The organism is Planktotalea sp. (assembly GCF_018607965.1).
Taxonomy (GTDB): Bacteria; Pseudomonadota; Alphaproteobacteria; order Rhodobacterales; family Rhodobacteraceae; genus Planktotalea.
Genome location: NZ_JABBAM010000063.1, coordinates 1 through 14,350 on the forward strand (window position 1 = coordinate 1; position 14,350 = coordinate 14,350).

Consider the following 14,350-nt stretch of genomic DNA (forward strand, 5'->3'; position numbering starts at 1 on the left):
CCGCGCCAGCCTTTGAGAAGCATCGTCAAAGGCGTAATCATCATTGTGATAATCATGAAGCGCGCTGAAAACTTGCCGCTGGGATGGAGCAACTGGTGGATCGTCTTTGCGTCGCCAGAGGCGAGCCCGATGATCATTGGAATTGCTGGAAGGCTGAGCAATGCCCAGAACGTGTAGGCTTGATCCCAGAGTGATTTCAATGCGGACATGACGATTTTCCCTTGAGTCGAGAATTGTACGTAGTGTGCGAGCATTTCCGTCGCAAGTTGGCGAAAAAACTGTGTTCTAAGCCTGCTTCATATACCCAGAGCGATCCCGAGCGAGGTAAAGCCCTGCGAAAATCAGAACGAACGCGATTTTCATCGATGTAGTGATTGCGTCACCTAGCAAAAGAACACCGAAAATATTGGTCAAGATGATGCTGAAATAGGCATTGGGTGCGAGAAAGACCGGGCCTTTTCGCCGGATCAGGAAAAAACGGATGCAATAGGCAATTGCGGTTGAAAGGATGGATACTCCTAGAAGACCAAGCCATGGGCGCATGCTGGTAAATTCACCCTCAAACACAGACAGGAAAGGCCAAATTCCAAACACCGACGCGATTAAGGAACTCGCACCGATAAGTGAGATTGGATTTGCTTTCGGCATCACGCGGATCAAGATCGCGGCTGTAGCAAGACAAGCAGCGGCTGCGAAGATGGCCAGCATCGGCAGGGCGCTGTCGCCTCCGGTTGCTCCTATCCAGCGATGCGGCTCTGAAATCACCAACAAGCCCGTAAGTCCGATAGCCAAGCCTATCACTTTTTGACGTGAGACTTTTATCTTTAGAATGACGGTCGAGAGGCCAATCGTGATCAAAGGGATCAACGCAAACATCGCCCCGACCACATTCGAGGGCAGGGACAAAAGCCCGTAGGTGGTGAAGCCAATGGGCAGCACGAAATTGACCATGCCAAGGATTGCCGCCCACTTCCAGAACCAGAGCTTAAGGGGCAGGCCGTCCCCCAAAAGATATGTGATGGGGAGTAGGAAAACGGCCCCGATAACCAAGCGCCCACCAGCGGCTTGCTCCAGTGTGAAACCCTCAAGCGAGATCTTTACGAAGACGAATGACAGACTCATGCAGACCGCCATCACGCAAAAAGCGATCCAAGCGGTATAGTCAGTGTTTTGATCTTGCGGAAGCACCCTAATTTATCCGCCAACGATCGCTTGCGGAAGGTACAAGGCTATTTGCGGAAACAAGATGAGCAGGCCAATCATAGCTGCCATTGCGAACCAGAAGGGCCAGATACCGCGAAAGATCGTACTCATCGGCACATCTTGTGCGATGGATTTGACGATGAACACGTTAATCCCAACAGGTGGGCTTATCATCCCCATTTCAAGCACGATGACTACGATGATGCCGAACCAAATCAGATCCCAATCAAGGGCCACAGCGATAGGGATCACGACAGGGATGGTAAGCACAAGCATCGCCATCGCCTCAAGAAACATACCTAGGAACATGTAGATCAGTACGACGATGAGCAAGATGCCGATCTCGCCAATAGGGACTGACGTCAGGATCGTGACCAGTTGAGCAGGCAGTTCTGTGAGCGACATGAAAGGGATGAAGACGAACGCGCCGATGATGATCATGAATACTGTTGCGGTGGCGTTCATTGTCTCCCAGATCACCTGCTTTGACGCGTTCCAGTTCAGCGAACGGCGCGCGAGGGCGACGATAAAGGTAAGGAATGCACCAACCGCGGAGGCTTCGACAGGGGTGAAAAACCCTGTGTACATGCCGCCGATGGTGGCGAGTACGACGACGAGGATCGGGAGTGCGCGCACGAGTGAGGACAGACGTTCCGCACGTCCAAAACGTTGCCCGCGTGGTCCTGCGTCTGGATTGCGGATGACTGTAAAATAGATTGCGGCAATGAAAAGAAGCGTCAGGATAATGCCAGGAAAGACGCCTGCAATGAAGAGACGCCCGATGGATTGCTCGGTAAGCACTGCGTAGATGATCATCCCACCAGAGGGTGGGATCAAAAATCCTAGCGTGCCACCCGCCGCGACCGATCCTGTGGCAAGGCTGTCGGCGTATTTGTATTTCTTCATCTCCGGCAGCGCGACGCGTCCCATCGTGACCGCAGAGGCGAGCGAAGAGCCAGACAGCGCCGCAAACCCCGCACAGGCGGCAATCGTTGCGGAGGCCAAGCCGCCGCGCAAATGCCCCATCCAGCGATAGGCTGCGGAGAATAGATCGTTCGACATGCCCGATACGCCTGCAAGATTGCCCATAAGGACGAACATCGGGATCACAAGGAGGTTGTAGTTCGACGCTGCCTCGAATGTCTCGCCCGCTAGGTTGGAATAGGCGATCTTTAACCCGCGCGCCCAAGCTTGGTCTTCTGCCATGCCCACGGCGATAAACTTGTTGGCGTTGGCGATGATCGTGCCGATAAAACCTACACCGAGCATGGAAAGGCCCACAGGCATGCGCAGCGCCAAAAGGATAAAAAGCGACAACAGCCCCAAGATGCCAAGAAGCGTAAGGCTTATCATGTGGGGTCTTTTCCAAGCTTGAGTTTCACGACTTCGCCAGAGCGTAAGAGCTGCCAGATGTCTAAAAGGATGACGACTGCGTAAATTCCGACGGATGCGGCCAAAAGGTAGTAAAACGGCTCGTAAGAGATCAGCAGCTGTTGTGTTGTCTCGCCAAATTTACTAGCCGTGCCGCCCGCGTGCCACAAACGCCATGCCATGAAAAACAGCAGTGCCGCGCCCATCAGTTTGACCACAATCATCGACCATTTTGCGAAAGCGGCGGACATGCGCGCCTCAAAGACTTCGATCTCGATATGTGCGCCAGTGCGTGCGCCAAAGGGGATCGACAACGCGACGATCACCACCAAAGACAGAATCAACAAATCCTCTGCGCCTGTGATGGGCGCGTTCAGAGTTTTGCGCATGATTAACACGTTCCAAACAGAAAAGCCCGTCATGAAGATCAGCGTAGCCCCACCGCAAAGAAACGCGACCCAAGTCAGGATGCGATCCAATGCGGTGATCAAGGCAGGCTTGTCGTTCATCAAAAATTATACATCCGCAAAATCAGCGCACCATTTTAACACGCCCTCTTTGAAGCTGTCTTTCTTCGCAAACGCCTCGGCCCAGCGAACAATGTTTGGGTAGTTTTCAAACGGATAGCCGCAGCCCAGGAGAACAAAGTGCAAGGGGATCCACGAGATATCTGCAAGGGTATATTGCTCGCCCATGATCCATGTGCGGTCCTCCAAGGTCTTCTCTAGCTTGAAGAAACACGCGTCCAGAATGGCCGTCGCTTTGTCGAGATCACTTGTGCTGAAATCCTTGCCACCTGCGTGTTTGGCGTGGAAATTCTTCAACTCTTCGTTTGTTTGAAGTTCATTGTACTTCGCTTCTTCTTCGGCGGTTTTCTTGATCTTCGGGGCCATTTTGGTGGCGTAGACATAGGGCTTGCAGGCAGGCACATGAAGCGCTGCGGCAAGGTGCAACCAGCCCATCAGTTCTGCCTCATCGCCATGGCGCAAAGAGGGTTCCGGATAGGTTTCATCGAGGTAATCGATGATGTCGTTGGACTCGATATGTACGACACCATCGTCGATCAATGTGGGCACCAGACCGTTGGGATTGATCCCGAAATAGTCGTCTGTGATGTTCTCTTTCTTCTTGAGATCAAGGTGGTGGCTGTCCCAATCCAGTCCCTTTTCAATCAGGGTCATCCGCACCCGCATAGAGCAGTTAGAGATATCCCCGTGATACAGGTGCAGGCCTTTGAGGGCTTCGACGGATTTATTGGTGGGAACGATGACAACCATGAATTTTGCTTTCAGAAAGGGGTAATGAACGTGCCCCAAGTGTCTCAGGGCACGTATCGTTTAGAATGAAGGTTACTTGTTCAAAGCACCATAGATATCGCGCGCATTGCTGATGCCGCGACCTTCATAATCGGCGAAGATCGTCTCAAGACCGCTTGCCACGGCCGCGTCCATCTTCGCGCGTTCTTCATCGGAGACAACGATCCATCCGTAGTTTTTGTCTGTCGCCGCTTCGATCATCATCTTGGATTTATTATCCGCGCCGTCGAATGACTTGGCAAGCTCAAGCGACATGGGCAGGCCTGCAAGTTCGTCAATGATTGCGCGGTGCTCGTCTGACAGGCCCATATAGCGCTCTTTGTTCATCAAAGCGTAGGTCACGGCAAAGCTTGTCGGCACGTTTTCCACCACATGCGTTGCGACGTCCCAGAAGTTCCAAGGCGGTGTGATGTTGTTGTAGGATGATGTCGTCGCATCAATCGTCCCCGTCGAGAGACCTGTGTACATTTCAGTCACCGGCATTTGCACAGGCACTGCGCCAAGGGCTTCGACGATAGGTGTTGTCATCGCGGCGAAGGGGACGAGTTTCGCGCCCTTTAGACCCTCCATCGTGGATACATCGCGCGTCGCTGCAAGCAGGCTGCCAGCAACTGTGCCAATCGCCAGCACTTTCACATCACCGTATTCATTAGCGAGGTGATCTTCATAGATGTCCCAGATCGCGCGTGTTGATTGATCTGCGGTGTCAGCGCTGCCTGGCAAAATCGCCAGCATGGTTTTTGGGAACAGCGCTGGCGTATATGCGGAAACGCCAAAGACGATATCGCCGACGCCTTCGACGACGCGTTTGTATTGCTGCACAGGACCCGCGCCAAGCTGACCAGCGGGATAAAGCTTCATCGTCAAGGAACCAGCAGAGCGTGCTTCGATCTCCTTGCCAAACCACGCAAACATACCAGTGTTAGAGTGATGTTGCGGTGGCAAGAACGTTGCGATGCTCAGTTCTTCGCTTGTGGCGGTTTGTGCAAAAACGCCCAAAGACGCGGAAAGTGCGAACCCAAGGCCCAAACGTGATAGTTTCATAATCTTCATCCCTTTGTTGGCAGGGCTAAGGCTTATTGGGATCCCAAGATTGGCGAAGGAATCGACTGAGCGCCTATTTTCCCCTGTAACGTTCTATCTTTGCAACATTTGGGATCCCATTTCAACATTTTTGTCTAGTTTACCCGCATTAATACAGTCAAACGCTTGATTTTGGGATCCCAGGCCCGTTTATTAAGTGTGACAGGCTGGCTTTTGCGTGGCCGAAAAATTCTGAGGAGATCTGCCCATGCACCCCGAACTCAAAGCTCATCCAGAGTATTTCCAGAAAGAAATCATGCAACTGGCTGACAACGTTTACCAAGCCTTCGGCTTTGCGGCGTCCAACGTCTATATGTTTGTCGGCGACGACGGCGTGATCATCGTCGATACCTCAGAAACCACTGCGGCGGCAGAGAACATCTTGGCGGAGTTCCGCAAAATTACTGATTTGCCGATCACGACGATCATCCTCACGCATTCGCACCGCGATCACGTGTCTGGCGCAAGCGTTTTTGCACAAGGCGGCAACCCAGAGATCATCGCAAGCACAAGATATTCCGAGGACTCGCTCTTCGTGGCTTCCAATCATCCGCAGCCCGTCAAAGCCATGCAAGTGCGCACGAAACGTCAGTTTGGCATTGGGCTGTCTTATCCGGATGAGATTGTTGGGATTGGTGTTGGTCCGGGCGCGCGACCCCTCAAAGGCATGGGGGCAGGGGCTTTGCCACCGACGCAGCGTATTGGCGATGAGGGCACGAAACTAAACCTGCATGGTGTCGAGTTGGAGTTGGTCATGGCACCAGGTGAAACGCCGGATCATATGGTGGTTTGGTGTCCTGCGAAGAAAGTGCTGATTTGCGGTGACAACTTTTACCGCTCGTTCCCGAACCTTTATCCGCCACGCGGCACCGCCTATCGCGACTTCGATACTTGGGCAGACACGATGGATCTGTTGATGAGCTTTGGACCAGAGGTGCTTGGTCCCGGTCATACTAAAGCGGTTTTTGGGGCTGAAAAAATCCAAAGCGATCTGACCGATTACCGCGATGCGATCCGTCACATTGTCGATGAAACGCGCAATGGCATGGATGCGGGTCTGACGATTGATGAGCTAGCACATAAAGTGAAATTGCCGGATCATTTGGTAGAAAAGCCGCATCTGCGCGAATACTATGGCCGCGTTGATTTCTCTGTGCGGGCTTATTTCGTTGGAACGATGGGTTGGTTTGATGGCAACCCGACTTCGATGGCACCGCTCGCGCCAAAAGACGAAGCCGCTCGATTTATCGAGATGGCGGGGGGTGCACCTACGGTAATGAGTTCTGCCGAAAAAGCTTTGGCCGAGGGTGATTTTCAATGGGCGTTGCAACTCATTGATCGCCTCTTAGCCGTGGAGCATGAGGTTGAAGCGGCAACACAGTTGAAGGCGAAAACCCTTCGCGCGCATGCGGTGTCGCAGATCAACTGCCCGACGCGTCACTACTACATTCAATGCGCGAAAGAGCTGGATGGTGGGGCCTAAACGCTTAGGTCTCCTCCTCGCGCTTGGCTTTTTGGTGTTGATCCTCGATCAAGCCGATCTTCCAATAGCCGGAAATATAGGTGTCCTCACGGGGCACCTGTTTTTCGTTTGAGAGGAACGCGCGCAAAGATCTGATGACCGCAGATTCCCCAGCGATACAGGTTTGAACGCGACCTGTTTGCCAGTCCATCGCGCGAATGAAGTCTTCCTGCTGAGTTGAGGGCGTGTGCGGATCAGGGTGGATCAACCAATGCACATCGATCCCTTCGGGCGCGTCGATCTCTTGCTGATCTTCCTTCGCCGTCACTTCAAAAATCGCGACGCCTTGCGCGTCTCTTGGCATCGCTTCCAAGGCTACCGCGGCGACTGGAATGGCCGATGGATCCGCAGCAACAAGATACCAATCCGCGTTGAAGCTTGCGACCTTTGGAGTGCTTGGGCCCGCGAAGCCGAGGAAATCCCGAGCTTTCGCATGGCTCGCCCAACGCGAGGCTGGTCCGTCATCGCCGTGTGCGACGAAATCTATGCTTAGCTCTTGGGTGGCGGCATCGAATTTACGCACGGTGTAGGTGCGCTTCACGATGGGCTTGCCACTTTGCAAGCGCTCAATGAACGCGTCTTTTGGTTCGTCGACATTGGGGAGCAAAAGCTTGCAGTTCCCGCCTTCGCGAACTTCGGGAAAGCCATTGAGTTCGGGCCCTGCAAAGACCACGCGGATCATGTTTGGTGTAAGATGCCACGCGGCTTTCACCGTTAAGATACGAGGTGATTGAGCGGGTTTCGATGGACGCATCAGTATTTGTTCCTAAAGTCAAAATGTATCAAGGTCGTTGGCAATGGTAACGCTGCCAGAAAACCGTTCTGAAATCCGCGCCATGAAATCAGGTGCAGTGTCAGGCGTGATGCTATCGAGCGGGATATGTACAGCGACAACCTGCGCGACACCCGCACTCGTCGCAAGGTCGCCTAATTCTTCGGGGCTGAGGTGGTGTTGATGCAAATGTTTGCCCATCATCGCGATGCGTTCAGGGGTCATATGCGGGTTCTTGCTTTGGAGTTGCGCGATGACTTGCTCGGCGAGCATCATTTCCCCAACCAAAAGCTGCGCGCCTTTGGCAAGCTGCTCAACCGCGCGGCAAGGTCCTGTGTCGCCTGTGAACGCAATCGAGCGATCAGGCGCGTCAAAGCGCAACGACAATGAGATAGGTCCTTCAGTGCCGAGTTCGCTTTCCGGCCGATAATGCGTGTTCTCGCAGCACGTGATGTCGATATCATCGATGCGAAATGTGCTGCCAGACGTGATCTCTTCAACCTGCACAAAGTCGCGCGGATGCGGGAAGCTCTGCCCTTTTACACCAAAGCCGATTTGGTTGGGTACATCGCATGCCATCGCCAACCCTTCGACAATTTGGCGTGTGCCAGGCGGACCGTAGATTGTGATCAGTTCTTTGCGCTGAAGCATCATGTTGATCCCAAGGCATGTGAACAGACTCCCGATATGATCAAAATGGTGATGTGTCAGGATGACCTTATGAACGCGGCGAAAGTCGATGCCTGTGCGCATCAGTTGTTGCATCGCGCCTTCGCCGCAATCAATCAGGATCACCCGCTCACCACGCGTGATCGCATGAGATGGCGCGGCGCGGTGGATCTTTGGAACAGGTCCACCAGCAGTGCCGAGTGTGATGAATTTGGTATCAAATATCAGACTCTTCATGCTTGCGCTGTCGGAAGTGGAACGCGATCAACGGCGGCGATTTCAAGCTCTGCCAAACGCTCAAGCAAGCGGGTTTTGACCTCTTGATGATCCGCGCTGTTCCAAAGGTTGGTCATCTCACCGGGGTCTTCTGCGAGATCAAAAAGCTCGTTTGCGCATTTTCCGAGATACATAGACAAACGCCAGTTCTCATACACGACAGTATGAACCCGCGGGCGCGGGCCAAAGGCCTCTTGCGTGCGTTGGGTTTCATATTGGATATGCGCAGCGTCGCGACCAGCACCGCCAACGGTGGGAAGAACGACGCCTTGCATGCCAAGTGATTTCTCGACCTTCGCGTGCTCTAAGATGGTGGTTCCAATATCATGGGTTTGCGCCAGATCGCTGGAGCGCGTTCCGCTGTCTCCTTTGGGATCCGCCCAAATGAAGGGCACGTGGGTGAGGCCGTCATACTGCTCCGCCCCTTTGAACAACAGGCGATGTTCGCCCAAATGATCGCCATGATCAGAAGTGTAGATTTGCACGGTTTTGTCGGCGATACCTGCGTCCGTTGCTGCGTCACGCACTTGGCCCACCGCGTCGTCGATCATCGCGATCATGCCGCAGGTGAGTGCGCGCGCTTCAAGCGCTTCTTGCTTCGAAACGGCCAGCGAATAACCTGCCATTTGCCCTAAAGATGGATCAGCCGCGCGGGCACGTTCTGCGCTTTTGACGTACTCGGGCGGATCCCAATCGTCGATCTCATAGGCGGCGGGCACGACCATGTCTTCGGGCTTATACATGTCCCAATATTTGCCGGGCGGGGTGAAGGGATGGTGCGGATCGGGGAAGGAGACAACTAGAAGAAAAGGTTCGTCATTGCCTTCTCTCGCTTTCAGCCATGCGGCGGCGCGATTGGCGATATAGGTGGTTGAATAATGCTCCTCTTGCACTTTGGTGCGGATCGCTTGGGGCACGGTGTAATCATGCGTGAATTGTTTGTCGCGGCCACGCAGTGCCAAAGTTTCAGGTGCGTTTTTCTTGATCCACTCAAGATGTTCGCCGCCTGTGTTAAACCCGTGGCGCATGACGGCGACGTATTCGTTGAAGCCATAGAACGGCAGCGGCACTTTCGGGTCCGGTTGATCCCAATATTCTTGGCGCTCGTATTGATATGCGTCGTTGTCTAGATCCGAACGCATCGCAACTGCGAGGTGCTCTGGGGGGGCTGCATAGCCATCGCGGTGCTCGGGGGGATCAATCTGTATGTCCCAGTCCGAGACGTTTTGCAGATGGCTTTTGCCGATCAAACAGGTGTCGTAGCCAGCGGCGGCAAGCAATTCAACAAAGGTTACATTGTCTTGGTTCAGCGGGATTCCAAGCGAACGTGTGCCGTGGCTTGAGGGCATGCGACACGTCATCAGGCTCGCGCGGTTGGGCATGCACACCGGCGAAGCGACGTAGAAGCGATCATGGCTCACGCCTTCAGCTGCCATCGCATCGATATTGGGCGTGCGCAGAACGGGATGTCCGTTGCAGCCCAAGTGATCGTAGCGCTGCTGATCCGTAAGAAAGAGGATATAGCTGGGGCGATCGGTCATTTCGCGTCCTTTACTTAGGCGGGCACTTGTTTAAGCAGGCACTGTGTCGCGATTACGCACTGTATGCCAGCCGACAAGTGCGATGCTCACGACAAGTGCTACGCCATAGATTTCCATCGGTCGTGCCAAGATCAGCACAGCAAGAGCGAGACGTGCAAAGACCTCTAGAGGTTTCAACTTAGAGCGATCAAAACCGGCAAGTGCGCTTGACACCAGATAAAGCGCGACAGCGATTCGCAGCATCAAGAATGCGAGCCATCCTAAGTTGAGCGTGCCATCATAGCCGTCCAGGAACAGCCCATCGTTGGGATTGATCACCGCTTTGTCGATCAACAACATCTCTGGATATAGCGCGAAGACGAAGGGAATGGTGAACATCACAATGCCAGATCTGACAGCGGAAAAACCCGTTTTCATCGGATCGGCTTTGGTGATGCTCGCCGCTGCAAAGGCCGCCAACGCGACAGGTGGTGTGATCGCAGAGGCAACCGCGAAGTAGAAAATGAACATATGCGCCGTGAAGGTCGCAAGACCGAGGCCGACAAGCATGGGTCCCATCAAAAGTGCAACGTTTATGTAGGCAGGCACGGCAGGCATGCCCATGCCCAAAAGCACCGCCAAGAGCATGGTGAAGAACAATGCAAAGAGTTGGAAACCAAACGAGTTTGCAGAGACATCAAAAGAGTTGAGGAACCCAAGCACATCTACAGCCACAAATTTCGCAAGTCCCGTGAAATTGAGGCAGACGTCGATCACAGTGACGGCCATGAACATTAGGAAAAGGGTGGAGATGGTGACACCAGCTTGCGAGAGGCCATCAAAGATTTTCATCGGTTTGGCGCGGAATTCTTTGTCGAGGAACATCAAGATGAGCAGCAAGAACACCGCCCACCAACCAGCAGCGCTCGCATCGCCTGCCGCGTTCTGGAACAGCTCGATAATCCAAGGGAGCGCCGTGATTGTGCACGAACCGCTACTTTGATCAACGACTGCGCCAAGCATGATAGAGTACCAGCTGCAACCAACCGCGTCTTTGGGTGTCAACAACAGCACTAAGACCAATAAGACTGGGCCAAAGATCTGCATCAGATGTAAACGGTCCTCGCTAGTGAGTTTCATATCATCGCTCAATTCACCGACCGCTTCGATGTTTTGTTTGCGCGCTTGGAAAACGACGGACAGGAACAAACAGAAGAAATAGAACAATGCAGGGAGCGTCGCAGCGATGATGATCTCACGGTAGGGTACACCTGTGAGCGCGGCCATGATGAACGCCGCAACTCCCATGATCGGCGGCATGATCGCGCCACCAGAAGAGGCAGCCGCTTCGACACCGCCTGCGAAAACCTTGGAAAAACCGCGCTTCAACATCATCGGGATCGTAAGAACCCCCGTTGAGAGCACGTTGACCACAGGACCACCTGTGATCGTGCCGAACATCGCAGAGGACACGACTGCCGCATGCGCAGGACCCCCGCGCAGATTGCGGGTCGCGCCGAACGCGAGCTTGATCAAGGATTGCCCGCCTGCGCATTTGCCAAAGAGTGCGCCAAGGATCACGTAAGGAAATACAAGGACCAAGAGGACATTGATGAAGCGTCCCAGCAAACCGGAGGATTGATTTATCAAAGCGTCTTGAAAGAACCCAAGGCTCGCGCCAAGGCTTCGGGTTTCCTCGCTGCTCAGGATGGTGACGAGATATTTATTTTGGTCTTCGGGTCCGAAGAAATACCAGTTGAGGATCGTGAGGAATGTGTAGGCGGCAATCAGGATCGACACCAATACCAGCGGCAAGCCCCAGACTTTGACATTGTAACCCAGGAACGCGACGACAGACGCGAACATGATCAAAATTAGCCAGCTGCCTGTCGTTGTTGCACAGCCCGGATCGTCCGCGATATCGGGCGCGGGAAGGCCGTAAAGCTCCGCAAATTCGATTTCGGCCTGCAAGGCTTTGGCAATGAGGCGTTCGCGATCTCCTGTAAAGACGTCGATCAAACACACGGCTTCGATTTCTATCAAGTAGGTTAGCGAAATTGCGGCAGCGGCTATGATGAGTGCCACATCCATGAACAGACCGAAGCGGCGCATCATGGCGGACTTACCTACCCAACTGTTCCACATCGAGTGCTTGAGCGCGACGATCAACATCATCCAGAAGAAGGTGATTGGGAATAGCCATTCGGTTGGGAAACGACGAATTCGGAAGAACTCGTTACCGGTTAGATCTTTCCACAAGGCATCCCAACCCGGAATAGCAGGTGTCACATTGACCAGCCCCAAAAGCACAAGAAAAAGCGCCAAAATGTAGATAAGACGTTCGACTAGAACAGGCTTATCAAGGGGTTGCGCAGGATGATGGGTTTTTGAATTTGACATGAGAAATGGCCGACTTTATCGTGAGGACGTGAGGGAATAGAAAAAGAGGGCGCAGTGTTCGCGCCCTCTCATGTGATATGAACCGCATCCTTAAGGCTTGGCGCAATCTGGAAGCGCGTGACCTGCTTCTTCCCATGCGCGCACGGCACCCGGGTGGAACTTCACGATGTTCGCACCGCACAGACCGTTGGCTTGCTCGGACACGTCACCAAAGTTCAGCGTTGCCATGAACGGTGCCATCGCTTTGATCTTGTCCAAGTTCTCGATGTGGGATTTGGTCAGCTGATACGCCAGCTCTTCATCCATGCTCTTGTTTACAAGATCACCGCCGGGAACGGCCTTGCCGCGAAACATGTCATCTTCCGAGACGACAGTCCAACCATCACCCATTGCCGCTTTGATTTGTGCAAGTGGCACGATGAAGGGCGTTGAGCCGGGCTTGTTGAGGAACTTCTGCGTTGCTGGGGCTTCGAATTGCTCCTTTGGCATCGAGAACATCGTCATCGCGCCAGCGGCAGAGGCTTGCGTCACACGTGGACCAGGGAACATCGCTGGGATCACGGCTGCATCAACCGTGCCATCAATGATTGCTGATGGCATCTGGCTCCAGTTCACTGTGACCGTGTCGTAGTCTTCCTCAGATTTCAGACCTGTGAACAGTTGAATCAAGCTGCGCGAATTCAGTGCTGCCGTACCACGCGGTGGGCCGTTCAGAACTTTCATGCCTTTGAGGTCTTCCCAGCCGGAAACACCTTTCGCGTCATAGGCGTACATGGTGAAGATGGAGAATGTATAAGGATAGAGCATCTGAATGCTGTGCCCGAGCTCTTTTGCCGCGTCTTTTTCCAAGTTGGAGTATGGACCTGCGGCTTTGGCCATCAAGAACGGCAGAATGAAAGGGCCGCTGGCAAGGTCGATTTTACCTTCTGCCAATGCCATTACGTATTTGGTGCCGGTTTGCCCATCCTTCATTTGGATGTTGGCAATCCCGCGCGCAGCTGCGTTTTCAACCAGCGACGTTGCAGACAAAGCGCCCGCTGTACCTGCGCCTGCGGCGTTGGATGTCAGATTAACTTGTGCGAAACCCGCGCTTGCGCTGAACGCGAACGTCGCGGCGAGTGCTGCTTTTGTTATAGTTTTGAGCATTGTTTCCTCCCGAGCTCTCTTTCTTGGCGTGCCGTTTTTAAGCGGCGAAATGAGCGGCAGTTTTCTGTCTCACCCACTTCAGATCAGATTATGAAAAGTAGCGCAAAACGAGATGTCGCGATTCTCTTCAGATAAGGTCATCTGAGTACCACTAAGGTCATTCAGGATCCTTTAGTCAAGAAATCTCCACAATTTTGGCTATTTTTTATGCATTACCCTCATTTTGGGATCCCAAATCGTATTTTTGCGCGTTTGATGCATATAAGACTGCACGAAATCCGAATTGAGACTGCAAATCGACGAGAAAGTTCCTCCAATATCGTTTTCAGTTGGTTTTCGAAACAGCTTTCGGATATGCGACGTGGCTTTCATAAATCACTGTGGGTAAGCGCGCGCGGATCACTCAAAAGCAGGATTTTCAGCTTACGACTGCAATAGAGGCTGCGCTGCTGCGGTAGTTGCGCGCTACTTCAATGTAAGGCGAGAATGATAGTATCTTGCTGCAAGTAAGCGGTTCAGACGGCGCTTTGCTTGGTGGATTGAATGCGTCCACATCGTACGGTCGGCTCTTGATCAAAGTGCTTTTCGTTAATTTAGCTGCGCGAGGTAATAGGTTTGGGCGAGGCATGCCTGACGACGTAATCAATCGCGCAAATCCGGTGAAGTGGTCATGGATTTTTGCGTGGGTGGGGCGGGCCGGATGTTCAGAATTAAGAAATATTCTTCTGATCATCCAGCAATTCTGGCATTGGGCTCGCACGAAAAGGCGTAGTGAAGCTTGGCTCTTGCAGTCCTGAACGAACCCCACCCTTTGCGGGTCGCTTTGCGATAGGATACAATGTTTGGACATCCTAGATCTTCTGAAACCGCAGAATTTGAGAAACACGCCTAATGTTGTGAACTCGCGCTGAAGCGCAATTTCTGTGAGGCCAGTTTGTCCGGATGATGGCGTTCCATCCATCAGTTTTATGCGGAGCAATTCAGCAGGCGTTTGGTAGCCCGTGTAGATATGTACGGGCTCTTGGGACACTTCCTGTAAATTCCCTGATTTGGGATGGAGGAAGTATTCATG

Annotated in this window: 11 protein-coding genes and 1 pseudogene; 1 reads left to right on the forward strand and 11 read right to left on the reverse strand. The window is 53.2% G+C overall.

The window, feature by feature from the left end; genetic code table 11:
* The 6 genes and pseudogenes from QZ279_RS06055 to QZ279_RS06080 all read right to left on the reverse strand — a co-directional run.
* Nucleotides 1-209: pseudogene (locus QZ279_RS06055) on the reverse strand (iron reductase); the annotation flags it as partial.
* Between the two features lie 76 nt (nucleotides 210-285).
* On the reverse strand, nucleotides 286-1,188 hold the full coding sequence (locus tag QZ279_RS06060; protein ID WP_293449277.1) for a DMT family transporter: 903 nt from the start codon (nucleotides 1,186-1,188) through the stop codon (nucleotides 286-288).
* 6 nt (nucleotides 1,189-1,194) lie between these two features.
* On the reverse strand, nucleotides 1,195-2,556 hold the full coding sequence (locus QZ279_RS06065) for a TRAP transporter large permease (RefSeq protein ID WP_293449278.1): 1,362 nt from the start codon (nucleotides 2,554-2,556) through the stop codon (nucleotides 1,195-1,197).
* Nucleotides 2,553-3,083, reverse strand: coding sequence for a TRAP transporter small permease (locus QZ279_RS06070; RefSeq protein ID WP_293449280.1), 531 nt, complete (start codon nucleotides 3,081-3,083; stop codon nucleotides 2,553-2,555). Before QZ279_RS06070 ends, QZ279_RS06065 begins: the two co-directional genes overlap by 4 nt.
* Before the next feature lie 6 nt (nucleotides 3,084-3,089).
* Nucleotides 3,090-3,851 carry a glutathione S-transferase family protein gene (locus tag QZ279_RS06075; protein ID WP_293449282.1) on the reverse strand — a complete coding sequence of 254 codons (762 nt, stop codon included), beginning with the start codon at nucleotides 3,849-3,851 and terminating at the stop codon, nucleotides 3,090-3,092.
* Nucleotides 3,852-3,923: 72 nt separating this feature from the next.
* On the reverse strand, nucleotides 3,924-4,934 hold the full coding sequence (locus QZ279_RS06080) for a TRAP transporter substrate-binding protein (protein ID WP_293449284.1): 1,011 nt from the start codon (nucleotides 4,932-4,934) through the stop codon (nucleotides 3,924-3,926).
* Nucleotides 4,935-5,181: 247 nt separating this feature from the next.
* Between QZ279_RS06080 and QZ279_RS06085 the strand changes: the two genes are divergently transcribed.
* Nucleotides 5,182-6,456 carry an alkyl/aryl-sulfatase gene (locus tag QZ279_RS06085; protein WP_293449286.1) on the forward strand — a complete coding sequence of 425 codons (1,275 nt, stop codon included), beginning with the start codon at nucleotides 5,182-5,184 and terminating at the stop codon, nucleotides 6,454-6,456.
* 4 nt (nucleotides 6,457-6,460) lie between these two features.
* Here QZ279_RS06085 and QZ279_RS06090 read toward each other — a convergent pair whose 3' ends face one another.
* The 5 genes from QZ279_RS06090 to QZ279_RS06110 all read right to left on the reverse strand — a co-directional run bounded on the left by QZ279_RS06090 (nucleotide 6,461) and on the right by QZ279_RS06110 (nucleotide 13,278).
* Nucleotides 6,461-7,249: a siderophore-interacting protein gene (locus QZ279_RS06090; RefSeq protein WP_293449287.1), complete on the reverse strand. Its 789-nt coding sequence runs from the start codon at nucleotides 7,247-7,249 to the stop codon at nucleotides 6,461-6,463.
* 18 nt (nucleotides 7,250-7,267) lie between these two features.
* Nucleotides 7,268-8,173: an MBL fold metallo-hydrolase gene (locus tag QZ279_RS06095; protein WP_293449288.1), complete on the reverse strand. Its 906-nt coding sequence runs from the start codon at nucleotides 8,171-8,173 to the stop codon at nucleotides 7,268-7,270.
* Nucleotides 8,170-9,753, reverse strand: coding sequence for a sulfatase-like hydrolase/transferase (locus QZ279_RS06100; protein ID WP_293449289.1), 1,584 nt, complete (start codon nucleotides 9,751-9,753; stop codon nucleotides 8,170-8,172). The genes QZ279_RS06095 and QZ279_RS06100 overlap by 4 nt, the downstream gene beginning before the upstream one ends.
* A 30-nt stretch (nucleotides 9,754-9,783) precedes the next feature.
* On the reverse strand, nucleotides 9,784-12,132 hold the full coding sequence (locus QZ279_RS06105; RefSeq protein WP_293449290.1) for a TRAP transporter fused permease subunit: 2,349 nt from the start codon (nucleotides 12,130-12,132) through the stop codon (nucleotides 9,784-9,786).
* A gap of 90 nt (nucleotides 12,133-12,222) precedes the next feature.
* Nucleotides 12,223-13,278, reverse strand: a complete 1,056-nt coding sequence (locus QZ279_RS06110; protein WP_293449291.1) for a TAXI family TRAP transporter solute-binding subunit — start codon at nucleotides 13,276-13,278, stop codon at nucleotides 12,223-12,225.
* Nucleotides 13,279-14,350: the final 1,072 nt, after the last annotated feature.